General features: G+C 28.6%; 26 protein-coding genes. 15 read left to right on the top strand and 11 right to left on the bottom strand.

Annotated features, from left to right (window positions below; all coding sequences use genetic code 11):
- Window positions 1-72 precede the first annotated feature (72 nt).
- The 8 genes from glp to accA all read left to right on the top strand — a co-directional run bounded on the left by glp (window position 73) and on the right by accA (window position 6,786).
- On the top strand, window positions 73-1,296 hold the full coding sequence (gene glp, locus KO488_RS07525; RefSeq protein WP_216058175.1) for a gephyrin-like molybdotransferase Glp: 1,224 nt from the start codon (window positions 73-75) through the stop codon (window positions 1,294-1,296).
- Entirely contained in the window at window positions 1,289-1,972 is a 684-nt protein-coding gene (queC, locus tag KO488_RS07520) for a 7-cyano-7-deazaguanine synthase QueC (RefSeq protein WP_216058174.1), read from the top strand. The genes glp and queC overlap by 8 nt, the downstream gene beginning before the upstream one ends.
- The gene (locus tag KO488_RS07515; protein ID WP_216058173.1) at window positions 1,972-2,505 is read left to right on the top strand and encodes a 6-carboxytetrahydropterin synthase; all 534 of its coding nucleotides are present in this window, start codon (window positions 1,972-1,974) and stop codon (window positions 2,503-2,505) included. The genes queC and KO488_RS07515 overlap by 1 nt, the downstream gene beginning before the upstream one ends.
- Window positions 2,498-3,262: a 7-carboxy-7-deazaguanine synthase QueE gene (locus KO488_RS07510; protein WP_216058172.1), complete on the top strand. Its 765-nt coding sequence runs from the start codon at window positions 2,498-2,500 to the stop codon at window positions 3,260-3,262. Before KO488_RS07515 ends, KO488_RS07510 begins: the two co-directional genes overlap by 8 nt.
- A gap of 61 nt (window positions 3,263-3,323) precedes the next feature.
- A complete protein-coding gene (gene fabG / locus KO488_RS07505) occupies window positions 3,324-4,067 on the top strand; it encodes a 3-oxoacyl-ACP reductase FabG (RefSeq protein WP_216058171.1) in 744 nt (247 codons plus the stop codon).
- A 95-nt stretch (window positions 4,068-4,162) separates the two neighbouring features.
- On the top strand, window positions 4,163-4,393 hold the full coding sequence (gene acpP / locus KO488_RS07500; protein WP_216058170.1) for an acyl carrier protein: 231 nt from the start codon (window positions 4,163-4,165) through the stop codon (window positions 4,391-4,393).
- Between the two features lie 122 nt (window positions 4,394-4,515).
- Complete coding sequence (locus KO488_RS07495) at window positions 4,516-5,772, top strand: beta-ketoacyl-ACP synthase II (protein WP_216058169.1); 1,257 nt, start codon at window positions 4,516-4,518, stop codon at window positions 5,770-5,772.
- Between the two features lie 72 nt (window positions 5,773-5,844).
- Window positions 5,845-6,786, top strand: coding sequence for an acetyl-CoA carboxylase carboxyl transferase subunit alpha (accA, locus tag KO488_RS07490; protein WP_216058168.1), 942 nt, complete (start codon window positions 5,845-5,847; stop codon window positions 6,784-6,786).
- Between the two features lie 19 nt (window positions 6,787-6,805).
- On the opposite strand, the gene KO488_RS07485 is transcribed toward accA, so the two are convergent.
- Complete coding sequence (locus tag KO488_RS07485) at window positions 6,806-7,135, bottom strand: histidine triad nucleotide-binding protein (RefSeq protein WP_216058167.1); 330 nt, start codon at window positions 7,133-7,135, stop codon at window positions 6,806-6,808.
- Window positions 7,136-7,267: 132 nt separating this feature from the next.
- On the opposite strand from KO488_RS07485, the gene pheS reads away from it, so the two are divergent.
- The 7 genes from pheS to efp all read left to right on the top strand — a co-directional run bounded on the left by pheS (window position 7,268) and on the right by efp (window position 16,627).
- Window positions 7,268-8,260: a phenylalanine--tRNA ligase subunit alpha gene (gene pheS / locus KO488_RS07480; RefSeq protein ID WP_216058166.1), complete on the top strand. Its 993-nt coding sequence runs from the start codon at window positions 7,268-7,270 to the stop codon at window positions 8,258-8,260.
- Window positions 8,257-10,575 (top strand): phenylalanine--tRNA ligase subunit beta, encoded by a 2,319-nt coding sequence (gene pheT, locus KO488_RS07475; protein ID WP_216058165.1) that lies wholly within the window; start codon window positions 8,257-8,259, stop codon window positions 10,573-10,575. The genes pheS and pheT overlap by 4 nt, the downstream gene beginning before the upstream one ends.
- A gap of 30 nt (window positions 10,576-10,605) precedes the next feature.
- Window positions 10,606-11,886, top strand: coding sequence for a 3-phosphoshikimate 1-carboxyvinyltransferase (aroA, locus tag KO488_RS07470; protein ID WP_216058164.1), 1,281 nt, complete (start codon window positions 10,606-10,608; stop codon window positions 11,884-11,886).
- A gap of 16 nt (window positions 11,887-11,902) precedes the next feature.
- Window positions 11,903-12,739, top strand: coding sequence for a 4-hydroxy-3-methylbut-2-enyl diphosphate reductase (locus tag KO488_RS07465; protein WP_216058163.1), 837 nt, complete (start codon window positions 11,903-11,905; stop codon window positions 12,737-12,739).
- Window positions 12,740-12,804: 65 nt separating this feature from the next.
- Window positions 12,805-14,457, top strand: coding sequence for a 30S ribosomal protein S1 (locus tag KO488_RS07460; RefSeq protein ID WP_216058162.1), 1,653 nt, complete (start codon window positions 12,805-12,807; stop codon window positions 14,455-14,457).
- Between the two features lie 16 nt (window positions 14,458-14,473).
- Window positions 14,474-16,057: a phosphoglycerate dehydrogenase gene (gene serA, locus KO488_RS07455; RefSeq protein ID WP_216058161.1), complete on the top strand. Its 1,584-nt coding sequence runs from the start codon at window positions 14,474-14,476 to the stop codon at window positions 16,055-16,057.
- A 9-nt stretch (window positions 16,058-16,066) separates the two neighbouring features.
- Entirely contained in the window at window positions 16,067-16,627 is a 561-nt protein-coding gene (gene efp, locus KO488_RS07450; RefSeq protein ID WP_216058160.1) for an elongation factor P, read from the top strand.
- A 56-nt stretch (window positions 16,628-16,683) separates the two neighbouring features.
- On the opposite strand, the gene ribD is transcribed toward efp, so the two are convergent.
- The 10 genes from ribD to KO488_RS07400 all read right to left on the bottom strand — a co-directional run bounded on the left by ribD (window position 16,684) and on the right by KO488_RS07400 (window position 26,221).
- Window positions 16,684-17,694, bottom strand: coding sequence for a bifunctional diaminohydroxyphosphoribosylaminopyrimidine deaminase/5-amino-6-(5-phosphoribosylamino)uracil reductase RibD (gene ribD, locus KO488_RS07445; protein ID WP_216058159.1), 1,011 nt, complete (start codon window positions 17,692-17,694; stop codon window positions 16,684-16,686).
- Window positions 17,695-17,788: 94 nt separating this feature from the next.
- The gene (rimP, locus tag KO488_RS07440; RefSeq protein ID WP_216058158.1) at window positions 17,789-18,217 is read right to left on the bottom strand and encodes a ribosome maturation factor RimP; all 429 of its coding nucleotides are present in this window, start codon (window positions 18,215-18,217) and stop codon (window positions 17,789-17,791) included.
- A complete protein-coding gene (rbfA, locus tag KO488_RS07435) occupies window positions 18,217-18,573 on the bottom strand; it encodes a 30S ribosome-binding factor RbfA (RefSeq protein WP_216058157.1) in 357 nt (118 codons plus the stop codon). The genes rimP and rbfA overlap by 1 nt, the downstream gene beginning before the upstream one ends.
- 2 nt (window positions 18,574-18,575) lie before the next feature.
- The gene (infB, locus tag KO488_RS07430; RefSeq protein ID WP_216058156.1) at window positions 18,576-21,305 is read right to left on the bottom strand and encodes a translation initiation factor IF-2; all 2,730 of its coding nucleotides are present in this window, start codon (window positions 21,303-21,305) and stop codon (window positions 18,576-18,578) included.
- Window positions 21,295-21,570 carry a DUF448 domain-containing protein gene (locus KO488_RS07425; protein WP_216058155.1) on the bottom strand — a complete coding sequence of 92 codons (276 nt, stop codon included), beginning with the start codon at window positions 21,568-21,570 and terminating at the stop codon, window positions 21,295-21,297. Before KO488_RS07425 ends, infB begins: the two co-directional genes overlap by 11 nt.
- 37 nt (window positions 21,571-21,607) lie before the next feature.
- On the bottom strand, window positions 21,608-22,489 hold the full coding sequence (gene thrB, locus KO488_RS07420) for a homoserine kinase (protein ID WP_216058154.1): 882 nt from the start codon (window positions 22,487-22,489) through the stop codon (window positions 21,608-21,610).
- Between the two features lie 12 nt (window positions 22,490-22,501).
- The gene (locus KO488_RS07415; RefSeq protein ID WP_216058153.1) at window positions 22,502-22,954 is read right to left on the bottom strand and encodes a hypothetical protein; all 453 of its coding nucleotides are present in this window, start codon (window positions 22,952-22,954) and stop codon (window positions 22,502-22,504) included.
- Between the two features lie 9 nt (window positions 22,955-22,963).
- Window positions 22,964-23,869, bottom strand: a complete 906-nt coding sequence (lpxC, locus tag KO488_RS07410; protein ID WP_216058152.1) for a UDP-3-O-acyl-N-acetylglucosamine deacetylase — start codon at window positions 23,867-23,869, stop codon at window positions 22,964-22,966.
- Window positions 23,866-25,251 (bottom strand): M23 family metallopeptidase, encoded by a 1,386-nt coding sequence (locus tag KO488_RS07405; RefSeq protein WP_228319057.1) that lies wholly within the window; start codon window positions 25,249-25,251, stop codon window positions 23,866-23,868. Before KO488_RS07405 ends, lpxC begins: the two co-directional genes overlap by 4 nt.
- Window positions 25,235-26,221 carry a DHH family phosphoesterase gene (locus tag KO488_RS07400; protein ID WP_216058151.1) on the bottom strand — a complete coding sequence of 329 codons (987 nt, stop codon included), beginning with the start codon at window positions 26,219-26,221 and terminating at the stop codon, window positions 25,235-25,237. Before KO488_RS07400 ends, KO488_RS07405 begins: the two co-directional genes overlap by 17 nt.
- Window positions 26,222-26,256: the final 35 nt, after the last annotated feature.

Raw genomic sequence — 26,256 nt, 5'->3', positions numbered from 1 at the left:
CACTTTTAAAAATTTTCGCTATTATATCTAACTTGTCATAAGTTTTTATCTTAAATCAAACAAAGGAATAAAATGGCTATTAGTGTAGAAACTGCAATAGATATTATTTCAAATATCAAACCTTTATTAAAATTCGAAATTATCGCGATTGAAGATGCTCAAAATAGAATTTGTGCCCAAGAAGTAATAGCAACAAGTTCATTACCAAAATTTGACAATTCTGCAATGGATGGTTATGCAATTATATATAATGACAAAAATAAAGAATTAGAAATAATTGATACTATTTTTGCAGGGGACAATAATCATACAGTTTTAAAAGAAAACACTTGTATTAAAATAATGACAGGTGCTAGAGTTCCTAAAAACACAACTGCAATTATTCCTAAAGAAGATATACAAACTATAAATGATAAAAATATAAAAATATTAGAAAATGTAAAAGAATTTCAACATATAAGATTTATTGGTGAAGATATAAAAACTGGCGAAAAACTTATTGATATTGGAGATGAATTAAATTTTGCAAAAATCACCCTACTTGCAAGTCAGGGAATTTCACATATAAAAGTTTATAAAAAACCAAAAATTGTGGTATTTTCAAGTGGTGAGGAATTAAAACTTCATTATGAAAGAATAGAAGATCATCAAATATATAATTCAAATACTCCAACTTTAATAGCACGTGCTAAAGAGTTAGGTTGTGATGTGACATTTATTGGACAAGCAAAAGATACAATTGAAGATATTAAAAGATTAGTTTTAAATTCTTTAGATGCAGATTTAATTATAACTTCAGGAGGAGTATCAGTTGGAGATGCTGATTTTACAAGGGATGCTTTTAATGACTTAGATTTAAAAATTTTAATTGATGGAATAATGATAAAACCTGGTAAGCCTACAATATTTGGACAAATAAATAATACATATATTTTAAATCTTCCAGGAAACCCTCTTGCATCTGCTTTAATTTTTGAAATATTTGGGAAAATACTAATTCAAAAACTACTAGGATCAAATGAAATAAATCCAGCTTATATTGAAGCAAAAATTAAAGAAGAATTTAAAACAAGAAAAGGAAGAATTACTATAATTCCTGGAACATTTGATGGAGTTTGTTTTTCTGTATCAAAGAAAAGATCACCTGGGATGGTTTCAATTTTAGCAGAGTGTAATTCTTTAATTGTTTTAGATGAAAATGTATCCCTATTAGAAAAAAATTCAAAAGTAAAAATATTACCAATAAATTGGAAATTCTTTAGTAAAGAAAAAAAGGACTTTTTAAGCAATGAGTAAAAAATCAACTAAAAAAGCAATATGTATTTTAAGTGGAGGGATGGACTCTACTTTATCTTCATATATTGCAAAGAAAGATGGTTATGAAATAATAGCTGTTCATTTTAATTATGGACAAAGAACAGAACAAAGAGAATTAAAAGCATTTAGAGATATCTGTAATGACTTAGAAATAACAAATAAATATGAAATTGATATTCCATTTTTTACGCAAATTGGGGCATCTGCATTAACAGATGATAGTATAGATATTCCTGTAAATGGAGTTGAAAGTGGAGTGCCAGTTACTTATGTACCTTTTAGAAATGGTATTTTTCTCTCAATTACTGCAGCAATTGCGGAAAAAGAAGAAGCACAAGCTATGTATATAGGTGTTGTTCAGGAAGATAGTTCTGGATATCCTGATTGTACGGACGAGTTTATAGACGATATTACAAAAGCAATTAATCAAGGAACAAAAGAGACTACAAATATTGAAATTATTACACCCTTAGTACATTTAAGTAAACAAGAAATTGTTCAATATGCAAAAGAGTTAAATGTTCCCTTAGAACATACATGGTCATGTTATAAAGAAAGTGACTTTGCTTGTGGTGTTTGTGATTCATGTAGACTTAGATTAAATGGATTTAGGCTTGCTAATATTAAAGATCCCATTCCTTATAGAGTACAATAATGCATTGGAAAATATCAAAAGAATTCGATTTTTGTTATGGACATAGAGTTTGGTCACAAACTTTAAATCCTGAGTTTTCACTAGATTCATGTTTAAAATGTAGACACTTACATGGTCATCAAGGCAAAATATTAGTTTATCTAGAAGCAGAAGAATTAAAAGATGGAATGGTTACAGATTTTAAACATCTAAATTGGTTTAAAGCTTTTATAGATGATGTACTTGATCATAAATTTATTTTAGATATAAACGACCCTTTATTTCAAACTCTAATTCCAAATGTACAAAAAGATGAGTTAATCCATTTTGAAGAAGGTTATTCAATTATTGATTTAAATAAATTTGCAAATGAAGCAATACATTTAAAAGAGCTTTATGAAGGTTATATAATAGTAGATTTTATTCCTACAAGTGAAAATTTATCTGCATGGTTTTTAAAAATCGTTCAAAATAAAATGAGTAAATTAAATGTAAAAGTTTCTCATATAGAATTTTTAGAAACACCTAAAAGTAAGAGCACTTTTTATGCTTGAAATAAATGAAATATTTGGACCAACTATTCAAGGTGAAGGAAAACTAGTTGGTACTCCTTCTGTTTTTATTAGATTTGGAAAATGTAATTTTAACTGTGTGGGTTTTAATGTTGAGTATGAAACTCCAAGTGGAATTAAAAAATGCGGATGCGATTCATTTTATGCAGTTGATAAAGAGTTTAAAAACTCATGGACAAACTATAAATCTTATGAAGAAATAGTAAAAGAAGTTGATAAATTAACAACAAAATCCTCAAGTGTTTATAAAATGGATATTGTAATAACGGGTGGTGAGCCATTATTATATTGGAATAAAGTAGAATTCCAAAAACTTCTTGAACACTATATAACTCAAGGACATCAAATAACTATTGAAACAAATGCCTCTTTAAATCTTAATTTTACAAAAGCATATCAAAAAGAAATCATTTTTTCAATGAGTGTAAAATTAAGCAATTCACTTGAATCACTAAAAAAAAGAGTAAATTATGAAACTTTAAATAAGATTTTAACAAATAATTCAAGCTCTTATTTAAAGTTTGTAATAAATAAAGATTTAGTACATGAAGCAAAAAATGAAATAGAAACAATTTTAAAAAATATCCCAAAAGTTGAAGTATATCTAATGCCTTTAGGTGATACAACAGAAAGTATAAATGAAAATTGTGAAAAAGTAATTCAAATGGCAATTGATAATGGATATAAATATTGTGATAGATTACATATACGAGTTTGGGATAATAAAAGGGGCGTATAGCTATAATATGCAATTATGTAAGAATAATCTTACAACTATTAAATTTTAATAAAGGATAAAAATGAATTTTACAGGTTCAAACGTATTAGTTACAGGTGCAAGTAGAGGAATTGGTGCACAAATTGCTAAAACATTAGCATCATATGGATTAAAAGTATGGATAAATTATAGAAGTGGAGCCCAAGCTGCTGAAGAAATTCAAAAAGAGATTGAAGCCTCTGGTGGAAAAGCTGCAATAATAAAAGCTGATGTTACAAGTGAAGAAGAGTTTGTAGCTGCAATTAAAACTATAGTAGATGCAGATGGAGAGTTATCTTACTTAGTTAATAATGCTGGAATTACAAAAGATAAACTAGCATTAAGAATGTCTGTTGAAGACTTTAATGATGTTATTTCTGCAAACTTAACATCAACGTTTATTGGATGTAAAGCATCACTAAAATTCATGGGTAAAAAAAGATTTGGTTCTATCGTAAATATTTCTTCAATTGTTGGAGAAATGGGAAATCCTGGACAAACAAATTATGCTGCATCTAAAGGTGGAGTAAATGCTATGACTAAAGCTTTTGCAAAAGAAGCAGCAGCTAGAGGTATTAGATATAATGCAGTTACTCCTGGATTCATTCAAACTGATATGACTCATGAATTAAAAGATGAAGTTAAAGCTGAATATGAAAAGAATATACCTTTATCAAGATTTGGACAACCAAGTGAAATTGCTGATGCAGTTGCTTTTCTTTTAAGTGATCATTCATCATATATCACAGGTGAAATTTTAAAAGTTAATGGTGGGTTGTACGTATAATATAATTTACGTATTTTAAAAAGATTATAATTTAAAAGACTTTTTAAAATCTTTTTTGCTATAATGCTTTGACAATTTTATAAAAGGATTTAAATATGGCATTATTAGAAGATGTAATAGAAGTTGTAGTTGAGCAATTAGATTGTGATGCGGCAGAAGTAAAAGAAGATTCAAAATTTATTGAAGATTTAGGTGCAGATTCACTTGACGTTGTTGAGTTAGTTATGGCTTTAGAAGAAAAATTTGATATCGAAATTCCTGATGAAGATGCAGAAGGTATTTTAACGGTAGCAGATGCTTTAAAATACATCGAAAATAACGCGTAATTTTAACGCTAAAAAATAGAAGACTAGAAGACTAGTATTCTATTTTTAATTTTAATTATTGAATTTTTTAATATAAGAATTGAATAATTTGAATAAATAATTAATTAGACGGAGTATATTTCATGAAAAGAGTAGTAATAACAGGATTAGGAACTATCAATTCAATAGGACATAATGTTGAAGATTCATTTAAAGCTGTAGTTGCTGGTGAATGTGGAATTGATACTATCACATTATTTGATATAACTGACTTCCCTGTAAAAATTGCAGGAGAAGTAAAAGATTTTGATCCTACAACTGTAATGGACAAAAAAGAAGTTAAAAAAGCTGATAGATTTATTCAACTAGGGATTAAAGCAGCAAAAGAAGCAATGTTTGATTGTGGATTAGTAGGTGAAGATGGAAAAGTTGATGAAAGTATTTCTAATAGATTTGGAATTATTTCAGCATCTGGTATTGGTGGATTATCAACTATTGAAAAAAATTCAGTTGTATGTGATAAAAGAGGTCCTAAAAAAATCTCTCCATTCTTTATTCCATCATCTTTAGTAAATATGTTAAGTGGATTTATTTCAATTGAACATGGATTAAAAGGTCCTTCTTTATCTCACGTAACTGCTTGTGCAGCTTCAACACATGCAATAAATGATGCAGTAAAAACAATTGTTACAAATGGTGCAGATAGAATTTTAGTTGTTGGTGCTGAAAGTGCTATATGTGGTGCAGGAATGGGTGGATTTGCCTCAATGAAAGCACTTTCAAATAGAAATGATGATCCAAAAACTGCTTCAAGACCATTTGATGTAGATAGAAATGGATTTGTAATGGGTGAAGGTGCAGGAGCTTTAGTTGTTGAAACTTTAGAATCAGCACTTGAAAGAAATGCAAAAATCTATTGTGAAATTATAGGATTTGGTGAATCAGCTGATGCGAATCATATTACTTCTCCTGTAATGGATGGTCCATTAAGAGCTATGAATGCTGCACTTGCGATGGCTACATCACACTTAGGAGAAAATGTTAAAATTGATTATATCAATTCGCATGGAACATCAACTCCAGTTGGTGATGTAAATGAATCAAAAGCAATTGAAGCGGCATTTGATGGATTAGAAAATTGTCCTCCTGTTACTTCAACAAAAGGTCAAATTGGACATTGTTTAGGAGCAGCTGGAGCTATTGAAGCTATTTTTGCTATTAAATCATTAAATGAAGGAATCATTCCTCCAACAATTAATATAGAAAATCAAGATCCTGAATGTAGACTAGACTATGTTCCAAATACTGCTAGAAAAGTAAACTTAACTACAGTTATGAGTAATAACTTTGGATTTGGTGGAACTAACGGTTCTGTTATTTTTAAAAAATTCGAAGCATAAAAATAAAATATACTTAAATTAAAAAAGAGTTAGTTCTACTAACTCTTTTTTTTTGATATAAAAGGGGAAAACTTGGCAACTTACTTAGAATTTGAAGATAAAATCAAAAAAATAGAAGAAGATATCATAGTTGCAAGAACTAAAGCAGATGAACCTGCTGTAGAAATCTTAGAAAAAAAACTTGAAAAAGAAGTAGAAAAAACTTTTAAAAATTTAAGTGACTATCAAAAACTTCAATTAGCAAGGCATCCAGACAGACCTTATGCTATGGATTATATTTCTGGCTTATTAACAGATGCTTATGAAATTCATGGGGATAGACACTATGTAGATGACAAAGCAATTGTTTGTTTTCTAGGATATATAGGTGAGCAAAAAGTTATGGTTATTGGAGAGCAAAAAGGAAGAGGTACTAAAGATAAATTATATAGAAATTTTGGTATGCCAAATCCTGAAGGATATAGAAAAGCACTAAGAGCTGCAAGAATGGCAGAAAAGTTCCAAATTCCTATTTTAATGCTTGTGGATACTCCAGGTGCATATCCAGGATTAGGAGCTGAAGAAAGAAATCAATCTGAAGCAATTGCTAGAAACTTATATGAATTTGCTGATTTAACAACTCCAACTGTATCAGTTGTAATTGGTGAAGGTGGTTCAGGTGGAGCATTAGCTATTTCAGTAGCAGATAAATTAGCAATGATGAGATATTCAGTTTATGCAGTAATATCACCAGAAGGTTGTTCTGCAATTTTATGGAACGATCCTACAAAAGTTGAAACTGCAGCAAATGCATTAAGAATTACTTCTGATAATTTAAAAGACTTAAATTTAGTTGATGATATTATTAATGAACCACTAATTGGTGCACATAGACAAAAAGATGAGGCAATTAAAGCTTTAGGTGAATATTTTGTTACTTCTGTTAATGAATTAAAACAATTAACACCCGCACAAAGATACCAAAAGAAATATGAAAAAATTATGGCTTTAGGATCTTTTCAAGAAGGTAAATAATACCTTCTTTTGAAACTTACTATCTAACTAATCGCCCTACTGGCTCTCCACCTAATAAATGAAAATGTAAATGATGGACTTCTTGTCCCCCATCATCACCGATATTTGTAATTAATCTATATCCACTTTTTCTAATCTCTAATTTTGCAGCTACTTTATGAATAAACTCTGTCATACTTGCCATAATTTTTGGAGGAATTACATCAAATGAATCATAATGCTCTTTTGGGATAATTAAAACATGAATTTTTCTAGAAGGATTAATATCATTAAATGCTAAAAAGTTCTCATCCTCTAATATAGTTTGATTTGGTATTTCACCTTTTACAATTTTACAAAATATACACATTGTTTTTCCTTGAATTTAAATCGTAAATAATTATAACCAAACTCTAATAAATCTTTAAGTATAATCGCAAGAATATAGATATATAACAATTAGAATAATTTAATATTGTTCTTAAAAAAATAGGAGTTGTAAGTGACAGAGTTGATTGAAAATATAAACAACGCAGCCTCTCTAGAAGAGTTAGAAAACCTTAGAATTGATATATTAGGTAAAAAAGGTATTTTAACTTTAGAGTTTGCAAAAATGAAAACTATTCCAAATGAAGAGAAGAAGGCATTTGCACAAAATTTAAATGAACAAAAAGTAAAAGTTACAAATGCAATTGAAGATAGAAAAGTTATCTTAGAAAAAATCGCATTAAATAAAAAATTAGAAAATGAAAAAATTGATGTAACAAGATTTAATAACACACTTTCTTGTGGAGCTACTCATCCAGTTGTTGAAACAATGGATAGAATTGTAACTTACTTTCAAAATTTAAATTTTGCTGTTGAAGAGGGTCCTTTAGTTGAAGATGACTTTCATAACTTTGAAGCATTAAATTTGCCAAAATATCATCCAGCACGAGATATGCAAGATACTTTTTATAATAAAGATTATACTCTTTTAAGAACACACACATCTCCAGTTCAAATTAGAACAATGCTAAAACAAAATACTCCTATTAGAATGATAGCACCAGGAACTGTATTTAGACGTGATTTCGATATTACTCATACGCCAATGTTTCATCAAATTGAAGCCTTAGTAGTTGATGATGCAGATAAAATTTCTTTTGCAAATTTAAAGCATGTATTAGTTGAATTTTTACATCATATGTTTGGAGATGTTGAAGTTAGATTTAGACCATCATTTTTCCCATTTACGGAACCTTCTGCAGAAGTAGACATTTCATGTGTATTTTGTAAAGGTGAAGGTTGTAGAGTTTGTTCACACACAGGATGGCTTGAAGTATTAGGTTGTGGTGTTGTTGACCAAAATGTATTTAAAGCAGTTGGATATGAAAACAAATCTGGTTATGCATTTGGATTAGGTGTAGAGCGATTTGCAATGCTTATTCATAATATTGGAGATTTAAGATCACTATTTGAAAGTGATACAAGACTATTAGGACAATTTAGATGATTATTACAAGAACTTGGATAGAAGAATTTATTGATATTAGTGAAATATCAACTGATGATATTTGCAAAACACTAAATTCTATTGGCTTAGAAGTAGATAGTTTAGAACAAGTTTCAATTGCACCTAAAGTTGTAGTAGGAAAAGTTTTAGAAAAAGTTAAGCATCCAGATGCTGATAAATTAAATATTTGTCAAGTAGATATTGGGAAGGAAACTGTTCAAATCGTTTGCGGAGCAAAAAATGTTGATGCAGGACAATTTGTACCAGTTGCAACTGTTGGATGTAAATTATCACCTGATTTCAAAATTAAAAAAGCAAAATTAAGAGGGGTTGAATCAAATGGAATGATTTGTTCTTCAACTGAATTAGGATTAGCAAAACTTAATGATGGGATCTTAGAACTTGATGATTCAATAGGTGAACTAATCATAGGAAAAGAGTTATCTGAGTACAAACTTTTAAATGATTCTATTATTGAAATTGAATTAACAGCAAATAGAGGTGACTGTTTAAGTATAAATGGAGTTGCTAGAGAATTAAGTGCTTATTATAATATTCCATTAAATACTTTTGAGAAAAAAGTAATTCATACTGATTTAGGAATTGGTCAAATACTTGATGTTCAATCAAGTGATATTGATTCATCTTTAATTTTTAAAATTGTTGATTTAAAAGATTTTAAATTAGATATTATGGCAAAATTAAGAATTGCACTTATTGGAAAATTTGAAGAGAATAATGACATTAAAAATGCATTAACTTATGCAACTCATTGTACAGGTGTACTATTAAATGCATACGAAAAAAATAAAGCAAAAGAAGAAAATAATTTAAGTCTTTTAGAAATTAAAAAAGATGAAAATGGTTTTGATACTGTTTATGGAAAAGAAGATTTGAGTACAGTTTGTATTGAACATAAAAAAATAGATAATACAGATACTACTTTTATTATAGAAGCTTCATACTTAAATCCTGAAAAACTTTGTATGCAAGTATTTGAAACAAAGATAACTACAGGAGAAGTTTATTATAAATCTTCTAGAGGTTCAGAACCAGATATTTCTTATGGAATAGATTACTTAACAACTTTTCTTTCATCATTTGGAGCAAAAATTTATAAAGGAAGAAAGTCTTTTATAGAAGATAGCCAAAAAGCAACACTTGATATTGCAATTGCAAAAGTAAATGCAATTATTGGTCAAGATATTCCTGAGTTAGAGGTTGAAAAAATTTTAAGTTCATTAGGATTTGAAGTTAAAGATACACTAAACCATATTTTAAATGTAAAGATTCCATTCTTTAGACATGATATTAAAAATATTGCTGATGTAACTGAAGAGATTGTAAGAATAATTGGTATTGATAATATTCAAGCAAAACCTATGGCAATTGATGAAGTAAATAGAATTAACCATACTACATATGATTTAATTAAGAAGAATAAATTAAGAGCAAAAGCTTGTGAAAATGGATTTAATGAGACATTAACTTATGTATTTGCATCAAGAGAAAGTTTAAAAAAATACTCATTTCCAGTAGTTAAAGAAGAATTAGAAATATTAAATCCTATTGTAAAAGAATTAAATACATACAGAACAACTATAGTTTTAAATTTAATAGAAGCTTGTGCTAGTAATTATAAAATTGGTGCAAAATCAACGTCATTCTTCGAAATAGGAACAATTTTTGATGAGAATAGAGATGAATCTAGGAAAATATCTTTTATTCAAACAGGAGCAGATGAACTTGAAGATGTTGCAAATTCTGGAAAACCAGAAAATATAGACTTATTTAAATTTGCAAAAAAGATTTTAAATACTATTGGTAAGTTTGATTTAGAGCCAATGACAAATATATATAATGACTTTATTCACCCATACCAAAATGCAAATGTAATTGTTGATGGAAAAGTAATTGGTTATATTTCAAAAGTTCATCCAAGTGCTTGTGAAGATTATGATTTATCAGATACATTTATTGCTGAAATTGATTTTGATGCAATTAAAAATGATTTAGTTACAACAAAATCTTATTCAAAATTCCAAGCATCTAAAAAAGATTTAAGTATTATAACACCAAAAACGTTGGCATATAAAGATATTAAAGAGGTAATTAACTCATTAGATGATGTAAATATTAAACAATATAATTTAATTGATGTATATAGTGATGAAAGCTTAGGTGAAAGTGAGAGTCTAACAATTAGATTTGTTTTACAAAACGATGAAAAAACAATGGAAGAAGAAGATATTACAGCTTCAATGAATAATATATTAGAAGCTTTAGAATCAAAATTATCTATTGGCTTAAGATAAGAAATTAATGAGTATTTAAAGGATAAAAAAGTGGAAAAATTTAGTATAAAGAAATTAGACAAAGCATTTAATATTGAAATTGATTCAATAGCAAGTGATAAATCAATATCTCATAGATGTGCAATGTTTTCACTTTTTTCTGATAAAACATCTTATATCAAAAATTATTTAACTGCTGAAGATACATTAAATACACTAAGTATTGTAGAGCAATTAGGTGCAACAATAAAAAGAGATGGTGGGACTGTAGAAATAACTCCTACTGCACTTTTAACAGAACCAAAAGATATTTTAGATTGTGGAAATTCAGGAACTGCAATGAGATTATTTTGTGGTTTATTAGCTTCTATTGATGGAGCTTTTACTTTAGTTGGTGATAAATACTTAATGAATAGGCCAATGAATAGAGTTGCTAAACCTTTAAGAAGCATAGGTGCTTTAATTGATGGAAGAGAACATGGGAATAAAGCTCCTTTATTTATAAGAGGAGTAAAAGAGTTAAAACCTTTTACATACCACTCTCCAGTTGATTCAGCACAAGTAAAATCAGCAATGATTTTAGCAGCTTTAAGAGCAACTGGAATTTCAAGATATAAAGAAAATGAACTAACACGTGATCATACTGAAAGAATGTTAAAAGGTATGGGTGCAAATTTAACTACAGATAAAGATGGTTTTATAAATATTCATCCTTTAGAAGGAATGCTAAAACCACTAAATATTACAGTTCCTACGGATCCTTCATCTGCATTTTTCTTTGCACTAGCAGCTGCTATTACAAAAGATGCAAGAGTATTAATAAAAAATGTTACTTTAAACCCAACAAGAATTGGTGCTTATCATGTATTAAAAAGAATGGGTGTTACAGTTAATTTTATAGAAAAAGAGAATATTTATGAACCAATAGGAGATATTGAAGTTATAAATAATGAGTTAAATGCAGTTAACGTAGATGAGAACATTTCTTGGTTAATAGATGAACTTCCTGCTTTATCAATTGCAATGAGTTTAGCAAAAGGAACATCAAAAGTATCAAATGCTCAAGAATTGAGAGTTAAAGAATCAGATAGAATTACAGCAGTAATTGATAACTTAAAACTTTGTGGCGTTGATTATAAAGAGTTTGAAGATGGTTATGAAATAACAGGTGGAAAAATTCAAAAAGCTGTTATTAATTCATGTGGTGACCATAGAATTGCAATGAGTTTTGCAATTGCCGGATTAAATAGTAATATGGAAATTGAAGATACTCAATGTATAGATACTTCTTTTCCAAACTTTAAAGAGATTTTAGACTCTTTATATAAATAATTGAAAAAGGAATTCGATGAAAGTTAAATTAGCTTCAAATTATGGATTTTGTTTTGGTGTTAAAAGAGCTATTAAAATAGCAGAGTCTTATGAAAATGCTTCAACAATGGGGCCTTTAATTCATAATCAAGATGAAATAAATAGATTGAAAAATGATTATAATGTTGGTCTTTATGAGAATTTAAAAGAAGTAAAAGATAATGATACTATTATTATCAGAACTCATGGTATTCCAAAAAATGATTTAAAAAATCTAAAAGCACAAAATGCTAAAGTAATAAATGCGACATGTCCATTTGTTACAACACCACAACAAATAGTTAAAAAAATGTCAAAAGAAGAGTACTCAATTTTAATATTTGGAGATGAAAATCATCCTGAAGTTAAAGGAGTTCAGTCTTATGGACATGATCAAGAAGATGTTCATATAGTATTAGAACCATCTGACTTGGAGAAGCTAAACTTTAAATATGGGAAAGTAGCAACTATTGCGCAAACTACAAAAAAGAAAGAAAAATATCTTGAAATTGTCAATGCATTAATTTTAAAGAATAAAGAAGTTCGTGTCTTTAATACTATTTGTGATGCAACATTTGAGAATCAAGATGCAGCTAGAGAACTATCAGTAGAAGTTGATGTAATGATTGTAATTGGTGGAAAAAATTCTTCAAATACAAAACAACTTCACTCTATTTGTAAGGAGAATTGTGAAGATTCATACTTAATTGAAAATGAAAATGATTTAGATCCTAAATGGTTTGAAAACAAAGTATTATGTGGTATAACAGCGGGAGCATCGACTCCTGATTGGATTATTCAACAAGTAGTAAACTCTGTAGAAAGTTATAATTAAGTAATTTAAGTATTCTTTTTGTATAATCGTGCATTAAATAAAAACGGTTAATATGAAGGAATAAAATGGGTATCGATGATATTGATTTAGGCGAAGATTTTGATTTTGAGCAAATGCTTAACGAGTCTTTTGAGAATGCGGAAAACAACTCTGTAGTTGATGGTGTAATTGTTGAAATCTCTGGTGATAGAGTTTTAGTTGATGTTGGTCAAAAAGTTGAAGGTCAGATTTATTTATCTGAAATTACAATTAATGGTGAAGTTGCATTTAAAGAGGGTGATACAATCCCTGTTATGTTAATGGGAAGTAGAGGGGAAAGACCTAATATTTCACATAAAAAAGTTCTTCAAAAATTAAAATTTGACGAATTTGTAAAAAAACATGGTGAAGATGTTGAGAATGTAACAATTGAAGGTAAAATCATTTCTGTTAAGCAAAGAGGTGGATTTATTATTGAAGACGAAGAAGGCTGTGAATATTTCATGCCTATGGCTCAGTCTTACTTAAAAGCAATTGGTGCTGTTGGTAAAAAAGTTAAAGCGAAAGTTTTAAAAGTAAACGAAGCACAAAATTCAATTATTGTTTCTAGAAAGAAATTAATTGAAGAAGGTAAAGCAATTAAAGATTCTAGAGTTGCAGATATCTTAGAAAAAGCTGAACCAGTTAATGGTATTATTAAAAAAATTACTTCTTATGGAATGTTTGTAGATTTAGATGGAATTGATGGTTTAGTAAACTACAATGAAATTTCTTATAAAGGTCCTGTAAATCCTGCAAATTATTACAACGAAGGTGACGAAGTTACTGTAGTTGTATTATCTTATGATAAAGCAAAACAACACTTATCATTATCAATTAAAGCTGCACTTTCTAACCCTTGGGAAGAAATTAAAGATGAATTAGAAGTTGGTGATACTATTACTGTTACAATTTCTAACTTTGAATCTTATGGTGCATTTGTAGATTTAGGAAATGATATTGAAGGTTTATTACATATCTCTGAAATTTCATGGAATAAAAACGTTAAAAACCCAAAAGAATTATTAACTTTAGGTGAAGAAGTTAACGTTGAAGTAATTGAACTTAATGTTGAAGCTAAAAGATTAAGAGTATCTTTAAAGAACTTACAAGAAAAACCATTTGCAAAATTTACAAAAGAGCATAAAGTTGGTGATATAATTACTGGTAAAATAGCTACACTAACTGATTTTGGTGCATTTGTTAGCATTGGTGATGTTGATGGATTACTACATAATGAAGAATCATCTTGGGAAACTAATGCTAAATGTAAAGCATTATTCAAAAAAGGTGATGAAGTAGAAGTTAAAATTATCAAAATTGATAGAGAAAAAGAAAATATTTCATTATCAGTAAAAGAAATTGCTGATTCTCCTGCAAAAAAATTCCAAGACACTCACAAAATTGGTGATATTGTTAAAGGAACTGTTAAAGATGCAAAAGATTTCGGTGTTTTCATTAAATTAGAAGATAACCTTGATGGTTTAATCAGAAATGAAGATGTAGAACCATTAGTAATTGAAGAAATCAAAAGTGGTGATGAAATTGAAGCTGTAGTTGTTAATATTGATACTAAAAGAAATAGAGTTAGATTATCTGTTAAAAGATTAGAACAACAACAAGAAAGAGAAGTTCTTAAATCAGTTAATGATACTTCATCTATGACTTTAGGTGATTTATTAAAAGATCAAATTAAGTAATTAGGATTAATTGAACATGAGTAAACACACAATCGTAGTTTGTGATCATATACATGAAGATGGATTAAATATTCTTCAAAATACAGAAGATGTAAATTATGTATATGCAGCAGATATTGATAAAACTGAACTTTTAAATGTAATTAAAGACGCAGATGTAGCAATTACTAGATCATCAACAAATGTTGATGAGAAATTTTTAAATGCAGCTGTTAATCTTAAAGCTATTATTAGAGCTGGTGTTGGTTATGATAATGTAGATATGGAAGGTTGTAGCAAAAGAGGAATCATTGCTATGAATGTTCCAACTGCAAATACGATAGCAGCTGTCGAATTAACAATGACACATATGTTATCTTGTATGAGAAAATTCCCATATGCTCATAACCAATTAAAACAAGATCGAATCTGGAAAAGAGAAGATTGGTATGGAAACGAACTTTATGGTAAAAAACTTGGTGTTATTGGTTTTGGTAACATTGGACATAGAGTTGCATTAAGAGCTAAATCATTTGAAATGGACGTAGTAACATACGACCCATATATTCCTTCAACTAAAGCAACTGATTTAGGTATTAACTATACTAATAATTTTCAAGATATTTTAGATTGTGACATTATCACTATTCACACTCCAAAAAATCAAGAAACTTTAAATATGATAGGTGAAGAAGAAATTGCAAAAATGAAAGATGGCGTAATTTTAATTAATTGTGCAAGAGGTGGATTATATAATGAAGATGCATTATTTAACAACCTAAAATCTGGGAAAATTGCAATGGCTGGAATTGATGTATTTATTAAAGAACCAGCAACTGATCACCCACTATTAGATTTACCAAATATTACTGTAACTGCACACCTAGGTGCAAATACAAAAGAATCACAAAAGCAAATTGCTATTCAAGCTGCTGAAAATGCTATTGAATCTGCACGTGGGATTGCTTACCCTAATGCTTTAAATTTACCAATAGATGAAAGTAAAATTCCATCATTTGTAAAACCATATATTGAGTTAACTCAAAAAATGGCTTTCCTAACTGCACAAATTGATAAATCTGCAATAAGATCAATTTCTGTTTGTGCACAAGGTGAAATCTCTGAGTACTTAGATTCTTTAAATACTTTTGCAACAGTAGGAGCACTTACAGTTTCTTCAGGAGATGAAGTTAATTATGTTAACGCAAAATTTTGGGCTGAAGAAAAAGGTATTACTATTGATACGTGTGAATTAACTAACAATAGCGGATACAGTAATAAAGTTACAGTAAAAATTACAACTGAAAAAGGTGTAAATACAATTTCTGGAACTGTATTTGATGAAAATGTTCAAAGAATAGTAGAAATCAATAATTTTGTATTCGATATTGAACCAAAAGGTAAAATGATTATCATGAGAAACAATGACATTCCTGGTGTTATTGGAGAAGTTGGAAAACTTTTAGGTGATGAAAATATTAATATTGCCGACTTTAGATTATCTAGAGGGAAAGATGGTGCTTTAGCTGTAATTCTTGTTGATGAGAAAATCTGTAGTAATACATTAAAAAGATTAGAAAATTTAGAAGCAGCAAGATCTGTTGCTTACGCAGAAATTTAAGGAGAACTTATGGCTTTAGGGATGAGTGATTTAAAAAAAGGTATGAAGATTGAAGTGGATGGTATTCCATATAGAATTACAGATTATGCACATGTAAAACCTGGTAAAGGTGCTGCATTTGTAAGATGTAAAATCAAAAACTTTTTAAATGCAAAAACTATTGAAAAAACTTTTCATGCGGGTGATAAATTCGAAATTCCTGATTTAGAACAAAAAACTATGCAGTTTTTATATGATGATGGTGAAATGTTACAATTTATGGACACAACATCATATGAACAAATTGGTTTAACATATGAACAAGTTGGGGATACTGAAAAATGGATTATTGATGGTATGAATGTTGATATGATGTTCTTCAAAGGTGAAGCAATTACTGTTGAGCCACCAGCAACTGTTGAAATGAAAATTGTTGAAACACCACCAAACTTTAAAGGTGATTCACAAGGTGGAAGAAAACCAGCAACACTAGAATGTGGTGCTGTTGTTCAAATTCCATTTCATTTAATTGAAGGTGACATTATTAAATGTGATACAAAGACTGGTGAATATATTGAAAAAGTTAAGTAATTAACTTTTCTTCATAATAAAAGACCTATATCATTTTGATATAGGTTTTTTTATGTTTAATTTTTTCTCTTTAAAAATACTATTTTCTCATTTCCTATATAATTTTCATGTATTATTTCAAAATCTAAATCTATTTCATTTAAAGCATTTATACCTTTTTTTATTTTTGGATTAATAAGTAAAATTATAAAATCAAGTTTTTCTTTTAATATCTCAAGTAAAGTATAAGTACCTTCAACCATAATAAGTTTATAATCAAGTAATTTAAATAAATCATCACTAATTATTACATCTCTATTTGGTACATGGAAAAGTGGTATTTTATTATCAAAGATTTTATTTTTTGAGTAGATCATAATATCAGGTGCTTGTCCTGCGATATATCTAGCATCTAATGTTGGTCTATCTATTCTCACTGTATTTCCACCAATTAACATTAAATCACTTTTATCTCTTAATGTATGAACATAAGCTTTAGCTCTATTTTCAGATATTTCTCCATCAATTGAACCATTCAAGGTTTGTGCCATTTTATAAAAAATAAAACTTCCACTATTCCATTTTATAAATGGATATAAAAGGTTATAAGCTTCCTTTTTCATATATCCAAGGCTAACATCAATATCTGCACCTTTTAAGCTTTTATAGCCACCTGATGCAGCTTTATTTATATCTTCATGTGCAATAATTACCTTCTTGGGTTTTATGCTTTTCAATAAATTTGCACATGCTGGTGTTTTTCCTATATGATTACAAGGTTCTAATGTTACATAAATAGTACAATCATTAAAAAAATCTTCATGATTATTTATTAAATACTCATGTATTTCATCTGAAGAACTTTTTGTTTTCAATATATTATTTGGATGATATTTTAAAAAAGCTGCTTTAAGGGCATTAATTTCAGCATGTGGCATTCCAGCTTCTTTGTGTGCTTCAATAGCTAAGATCTCACTCTCACCTTTGACAACAACACACCCAACGGCAGGATTTGGATAAGTTAAAAGTTGGTATTTCCATGCTTCATCAAGGGCTAATTTCATAAAAAATTCGTCATTTATTTTCATTAGTTAAATCTTTCGTAAATAGTATGTTTTTTGAGGCTTAGTATATTTAAAGAGTAATTAATTAGGAGTTAAAAGATAATAGAGCTTTGCTCTATTACCATTCAAAATAAGTTGAAGCTGATAATATAGAACCATATTCTATAGTCTCATCTCCAAATTCAGTTTCTATTGTGATTTTTTCTTTATCTGCACTAGTTAATTTACCTTTGTAAACTTCTGTTGCAATATCTTTTACTTTAATATTTTCACCAACTGAAGCGATAAAATGATTAGTAGATTTTAGTTTTCTTTCAATTCCAGGAGAACTAACTTCAAGTTTATAATTTCCACCTAGAGGTTCATCTAAATCCAATATTGGTGAAATCATTCTTGAAACTTCAGCACATTTATCTAGATTTACACCATCTTTATGAGTTATACTAACTCTATAAATAGTGTCACTATGTTCTCTAGCTGTTGTAATATCATATAATTCAACACCTAAACTTTCAACTGCTAATTTTATTGATTCTTCTAAATTCATTAGTCTTCACTTTTATTTTTATTAATTTGTGCAAATAATGCTTCAATATTTCTTGATTTTTCTAAAGAAGTATCATTAACAAATTTAAAGTCAGGACATTTATACCAACCAGTACTTGCAAGGATATGAGACTTTAATCTTCCATTTGCTTTGTTTAATAATGATACAACTTGTGTAATCTCTTTTTTTTCAAGATCTGAGCCATCAAAATAAACTAAGGCATCATATTTACCATTTTTACAGTTTACACCTGTGATAGCCAAAGAGTTAATTCTTGCATCTGCTAAATCAGATAATGCTTCAGGAATTAACTCCATTAATAAAGATTCTGTTCTTTGTAAATTAACACTTTTCATAATTAATCGTCAATCGAAACTTTTTCTTCAATTTGAATAAATGTTTCAATAAAATCTCCAACTTTAATGTCATTAAATTTATCAAACATAATACCACACTCATAACCATTAGCAACTTCTTTAGCATCATCTTTAAATCTTTTTAATGATGAAATTTTACCAGTATAAGTAACAACTCCATCTCTAATAATTCTTGCATGACCACCTCTGATTACTTTGCCATCAGTTACTAAACATCCTGCAACTGTTCCAACTTTAGGAACAACGAATGTATCTCTAACTTCAGCTTGACCAGTGTTTTCTTCTCTAATTACTGCACTCATCATTCCAGATAATGCATCTTTAACATCATCAAGTAAATCATAAATAATAGTATAAGTATTAATAGTAACACCATCAGCTTTTGCTTTTGATTTAACAGAACCAGTAGGTCTTACATTAAATCCTAAAATAATACACCCTTCAGATGCACCTGCAAGAACTAAATCAGACTCAGTAATCCCACCAACTGCTGCATGAATAACTTTAACTTTTACTTCATCATTAGCAATTTTTTCTAATGAACCTTTAATAGCTTCTAAAGAACCACCAACATCAGTTTTAATAATTACAGGAAGTTGTTTAATCTTACCTTCTGCAATTAATCCACTCATCTCTTCTAAAGTTACTTTAGTAGATTTAGATAATTCTTTAGCTCTGGCATGTTCTGCTCTAGTTGTTGCAATATCTTTAGCTTCTTTATCTGTATCTTGTGCAACCATTACAGCACCAGAAACTGGAACTTCATTTAAACCTAAAACATTACCTGTTTCAGAAAGTCCTAATTCTTTTACTGGTTTACCTTGGTCATTAGTGATTGCTTTTACTCTACCGTATGTAGTATCACAAACAATATTATCACCAACTCTTAATGTACCATTTTGAACAATAATAGTTGCAACTGGACCTCTACCTTTTTCAAGTAGTGATTCAACAACTGCACCTTTTGCTTTTGCAGTAGGATCAGCTTTAAGTTCTAACATTTCAGATTGAATTAAAATATTTTCTAATAAATCATCAATACCCGTACCATTTAAAGCAGATACTCCAATAAATTCAACATCCCCACCCCAATCAACAGGAGTCATTTCTCTCTCTGCCATTTGAGCTTTAACCATATCCATATTAGCAGACTCTTTATCAATTTTATTAACTGCAACAATAATTGGACATCCAGATGCTTTTGCATGTGAAATCACTTCTTCAGTTTGTGGTTTAACACCATCATCAGCGGCAACAACAATAATAATAATATCAGTAACATCAGCACCTCTTGATCTCATTTCAGAGAAAGCGGCATGTCCTGGTGTATCTACAAATGTAATTTTTTGACCATTTTGATCAACTGTATATGCAGAAATATGTTGAGTAATCCCACCAGCTTCACCTGAAGCTACTTTTGCTGATCTAATTTTGTCTAATAATGAAGTTTTACCATGATCAACATGTCCCATAATTGTAACAACTGGAGGACGAGTTACGAAATTACTTTCATCAATATCTTCATCAGCATAATCTTCAACATAATTTACATCTTCTAAAGCATCTCTTACTGTTACTTCAATACCAAACTCTTCACCAAGAATTTCTAATTCATCTTGTTTTAAAAAGTCATTTTTAGTAACAAGCATTCCTAAACCAAATAATACTGAAATTACATCAGATGCAGTTTTCCCACAAGCTTCAGCAAATTCATATACTCTACATTCTTCAGGAATTGAAACTTCAGTAATTTCAACTTCTTCTTCTTCTCTTTTAAATCTTTTCTTTCTCTTACCTCTTTTTAAACCTTGTGGTCTATTTCCAAATGCGGCTGGTCTAGAAGATCTAGATTGTTTATTCTGTTTTTGAGGTTTTGTTTCTTCAAGTAATTTAGATTTATCTGCTAATCCTAAATCAAGTAAAAATACTTCTTCACCTAAAATTGAATCTGTACTATTAGAGAACTCATCTGGAGTTTTTCTTTCAACATCAAGTCTTCTACCATGATCTTGAGCTCTTACGCTACTTTTCTTTTTTTCTTTTTTTGGTTTAGATCTATTGTCAGTTATATCTTTTTTCTCATCAGAATTATTTCCTAAAATTTCACTAAGTGATTTCATTTGTTTTTTAGGAGCACCGGCTATTGGAGTATTGAACTCTACTTTTGGAGTTTCAACTTCTCTAGGCTTTTTCTTCTTAACTATTTTAAGACCTCTTCTTTTAGGAATAATCTTTTTAATTTTTGGAGCTTCAGAATCTTCATCATTAACTTTTTTAGCTGTTTCATCTGTTTTTACTTCTTTTGTTTCTTTAACTTCAGGTGCTATTTTAACTTCTTCTATGTTTTCTTTTGGAGATGCTTTGCTATCTAGAGTTTTAGGTTTTGATATCCCAACTTTTTTAACAGCTGTTTTACTTTCAACTTTTGTAATCTCTTCTTTTTCTTCTACTTTTGACTCAGAAATTTCTTCTTTAGTCTCTTCTACTACTTTTTTCACTACTGCTTTTTCTACTTTTACTGGTTTCTTTTTCACTAATTTAGAACTTTTTCCAGTCATTATATATTTTGTGATTTCTTCAGCATCTTCATATGATACTGCGCTTTGTGGTGATTTTAGTTCTATTTTTAAATCTTTTGCTTTTGCAATTACATCTGAGCTAGAAGCTCCTGCCTCTTCTGCAATTTCATAAACTCTTACTTTATCTGACATCTGTTAGCATCTCCTTAAGTTGTTCAACATATTTATCTTTATTTTTGCACTCTCTAAAAAGTGACTTTTCTATTTTTTTATAGGCTTTTTGATTAATATCTGATTGCAATAAATTAATACAATCCCTACAGATATAAAAACTTCTACCATAATTGTTATAGGGTACAAGTTTTTTATCTTCACATTTTAATCTAAAAAGTTCTTTTTGTTCTGTTTTTTTCCTACAAACAATACATGTTCGAAGTGTTAATTTCAAATTAGCCAATGATTATACCTAAAATTTACTTAATATCAAAACTAACTTAAATTTCAACTCGAACACCATTATTATCAAAGTCACTTATGAACACTTTAAAATGTGGAAATTTACTCTTAAGCGATTTTTCTATTTTTTTTGCATCTTCTGCAAAACAAATAGAAAACAGTGTAGAACCAGAACCTGAAAGTGTACTCATTAATGAACCTGATCTTAATGAAGTTTTTTGCACATCAAATAATTCTGGCATTTGTTTCATTCTATATTTTTGATGTACTTTATCTAAGGATGCAGTTCTAAGCATTTTCCAATCTTCACTCATAAATGCAGCTGTTAATAATGATGAGTGTGAGATATTAAAAACTGCATCCTCTTTTGAATATTTATAAGGTAATGCTTTTCTTGATACCTGTGTTGAAATTGGTCTATTTGGTACAACAACAACAGCTCTTAATATATTTGGAATAGATTTATTTATAAATTTTACTTCATTTTCTTGTACTGTTGCTACATTAAATCCACCCATAACAGCAGGTGTAATATTATCTGGATGATTTTCATAGGCAAGTGCTAAATTTAATAATTTAGATTTCTCTAATTTTATTCCTTCTATTGCATATGCAGATGCAATAGCAGATACAATAACAGCAGAAGAACTTCCTAATCCACGTGATAAAGGGATTTCATTATAGAATTCAAATCTATAATGTCTTTTTCTAACTGCTAAGTTATGATAAAAATCATTAAAAATCGAAATAAACATATTGTTATCTTTTAAAACTGGGTTATTTGCACCCTCACCTTTTAATGATACACTATGAAATTTTGATGGTTTAATTATTACTTGGTTTTTCATGGCAATTGCTAAGCCTAATGAATCAAAACCTGGTCCCAAGTTAGCACTTGTTGCGGGAACACTTACTTTCATCTATTTCCTTATTTAAACAGCTGGTAAATTATATATTGGCAGTGTTTGTTTATTAAAATTTATTTTATCTATACTATTAGGTAATTTAAAGTCGCGAAGTATATCGTTTTTTTCTAAAAAATCAACTTTAATACTATCTTTATCTTGAATAAAATATTTTTTACCTAAAGCTTTTATGGGTGAATTTTCATTAAATTCAAAACCATTACAGGCCATAAATTCAATTTTTTTTGAAATAGATATAGTTTTTAAAAAAATATAAGCAACTTTTATCGCCATATAAGATCCAGGAGAATTTACATAATTTATTCTATTTATATCAAATTCTTTTAAAATATTAGAGAAAAGAGAAGGTAATAAATCAGAAGTTTTACCTTCTAATTTATACTCTTTTATTAATTTTTTGTTTTCATAAATACCAATTAATAATGGTTTTGAAATACTAATTACTAAAACTTCAATCAATCATAAACCTTATACTTCAACTTTTGAATATGCTAATTCAAATACTTCAGCCTCTTCGCTAGCTTCTTCTAAATCAATAATTTCATAATTTGAAGCATCTTTATAAAGCTCTTTTGTTAATAAATGATTTAAATGATGGCTTCCTGCAACAGCATCATATTCACCAATCATTGTATAACCTAATAGTGCCATATCTCCAATTGCATCAAGAATTTTATGTCTTACAAATTCATCATCAAACCTTAAACCTTCAGGATTTAAAACTTTTGATTGATCAAGTACTATTGCATTTTCCATAGAACCACCTTGCGCTAATCCTATACTTCTTAAATATTGTACTTCATGTAAGAATCCAAAAGTTCTAGCTCTTGAGATATTCTCTTTATATTCTCCAATTGAATAATCAAAATGAAAATTTTGTTTTCCAATTGAAGGATGATCAAAAGATATTTCAAAATCATAAATAATTCTATCTGATGGTTTTAAAGTTACTCTTTTCCCATCTTCAGTTGTTACTTCAACTTCTTTTTTAACTTTTATTGCTTTCTTACTTTTATCAAGTTCTTTAATACCAGCTTCTTCAATAAGCATGCAATATCCTGATGAACTACCATCTAAAACAGGTACTTCATCATTATCAATCACTACTCTTAAGTTATCAATTCCATATGCATATAATGCAGATAATAAATGTTCAATTGTAGAAATAACTATGCCATCTTTACCAATTACTGTAGCCATTTTAGTATCCACTACATTTTCAATAGACAAGGGAATTGTAACTCCAGCATCTACTCTATAAAAAATTATACCTGCATCTGCCTCTAAAGGTTCAAGTTTCATCTTTACAGGAACACCTTTGTGAAGACCTATTCCTACAATTTCAACTGCTTTTGCTAATGTTCTTTGTTTCATTTACTGTTAATCACTTTCTTTGCATTATCAATTGTTTTAGTAATATTTTCTCTAACCCAAAATTTACTTAGCCATTCAGTTGGATTAACTTCAATCCCTTGAATTAATACACCAAAGTGTAAATGGTCACCAAACACAGCACCAGATGAACCAGTATTTGCGATATATTGTCCCGCTTTTACTTCTTCATTTACTTCTACTACTGATCTACTTGTATGCGCATATAATGTTGCTAGTCCAAATTTATGATCAATAATTATAGTATCACCATAAATCCCTAAATAATCATTAAAGATAACTTTTCCACTATTAGTAGTAAAGATTTTAGCTTTTTTTACACTAGCCCAATCCATACCAAGATGCCATGCTTCATCAATTTTTTTACCATTATAAGTATAATGTCTTCGTTCACCATAACCTGCAAAAGTCATTGATGAGGGTAATTGCTTAAACTCTTTAATGGTGAACTTTGAAACTTTATCTTTATTCATATTATTTCTTGTTTCACTTTTAATAGTATCAATATTTCTTTTTCTTACATCTTTATTTTGTTTAACAAAAATTTCAGCTGGATTATCTGGAATATCATATCCACTTTTCATAAGTACATTTTTACTTACTTTATTAATGAATTTATCTGATATTTTTATGTTGTCAGGTTTAGCTTTTAACTCTTTTATATATAAAGGTACTTTAGTTACTGTTTTATTTCTTGCTTTATCAATTGCAACAAGATTAACTCTTTGAAATTCTTCTATTTCTATAGGCCATGCAATTATTGCTATATAGAAATTATCTTTATAAAAAGGAAATAACTCAAATCTTTCTTTATTATTAAAAGATATATAGAAATCTTTTAAATTTTCATCTTTAACTTCAACAACAACAGCTGCACTTCCACCTTGTTTTATCAAATATGAGTTAGATAATACATTTGCAATAGGGCTTTTTTTATCTACTTTTATTTTAATTTCTTTAGTAGCTTTATTTCCCATAAAAAAGTTCCATTTACTCGTATCTGAAACTTCTATTTTTAACATTGCATTATTAATCTTTTTATTTAACTCAATCTTTGGAGCCATAATATGTAAATCAACTGAACCTTTTGATGAACTTAATGTTTTAGTATCAAGTTTAATCTCATTATTATCATCATAATATGTAATTACATATGATGCGATTTCATTATCATCTGTAAAATTAACTTTTAAAGGTGATGTTAAATTCCAATAAATTTCATTCTCTAATGAAACTTTAGGACTATTTTTTTCAAAAGTAGGAGATAAGAATACAAATGCTCCAAGTCCAATTGTTATTGCAATAATAATATATATCAATACCATTTTCGCTTTGTTTTGTTTTTTTCTATTTGTATAATTCAAAAATTTCCTTTAATACTAATTCTCTTGCTTTTTCTATGTCATCTGTGTCAACTGAACATCCTGATGCATTAAAATGACCTCCACCGCCAAAATGTCCTGCAATTTTTGATACGTCAAAACTACCTTTTGAACGTAAAGACATTCTAGCCCTGTTTGAAACTACTCTTATAAATATAGCAACTCTAACTATTGACATACTCATAATCATATCTAAGGCGTCTTCACAATCTCTGTTATGTGCACCAGTTTCTTCAAACCACTCTTTTTTTGCTATAATTGTAGCTATTTCACCTTCTTTAAATAACTCTAAACTATCTAAAACTTTTGGTATCATTCTATATTTTGCTAAAGAATCTCTTCTTAAAAGCTTATTTGCAATACCTGATGGACTTGCTCCACATTGAACTAAAAAGTTAACCTTATCAAAAGTTAATTCATCACATCTTGCTAATGAGAAAGCTAGTGAATCATCATATATCCCTACATAAAGTGCTGTCGCTGAATCTTTTGTAATATATAAACCATTGTGCTTAAAAAAATCATAGATAATTTCTGCAGTTGAGCTTTTCATAGGGTCAACAATATTTATCATTCCAAAATTATTATTTGATTTATGATGATCAAAATTAATTAAAGGAATATTTTCATCTAATTCAAATCCAAGTCGTGGATATGTTCCACAATCAACACTTATTGCTAAATCAAAAAATTTTGGTAATTGGTCTGTGATTTTGTCAAATCTATTAAGAAAATCTAAATTTTGTGGTAAATCTGAACTTATGTTAAAAACTTTATGTTTTATTTTATTCTCATAAAATAAATTTGATAAAGCAAGTGCTGAAGAGATACTATCTGCATCGGGATTCACATGAGTAATAATCAAAATATATCTACTTTTTTCAATTAATTCTAAAGCTTTCGTATATGCTGACATATCAATTTTATTACTTACTATGAAATCTTTTTTCAATACCTATCCTTATAATCTATCTTTTCTATTCTATA

The organism is Poseidonibacter lekithochrous (assembly GCF_018861145.1).
Classification (GTDB): Bacteria; Campylobacterota; Campylobacteria; order Campylobacterales; family Arcobacteraceae; genus Poseidonibacter; species Poseidonibacter lekithochrous_A.
This window is presented reverse-complemented; position numbering and strand designations above follow the sequence as displayed.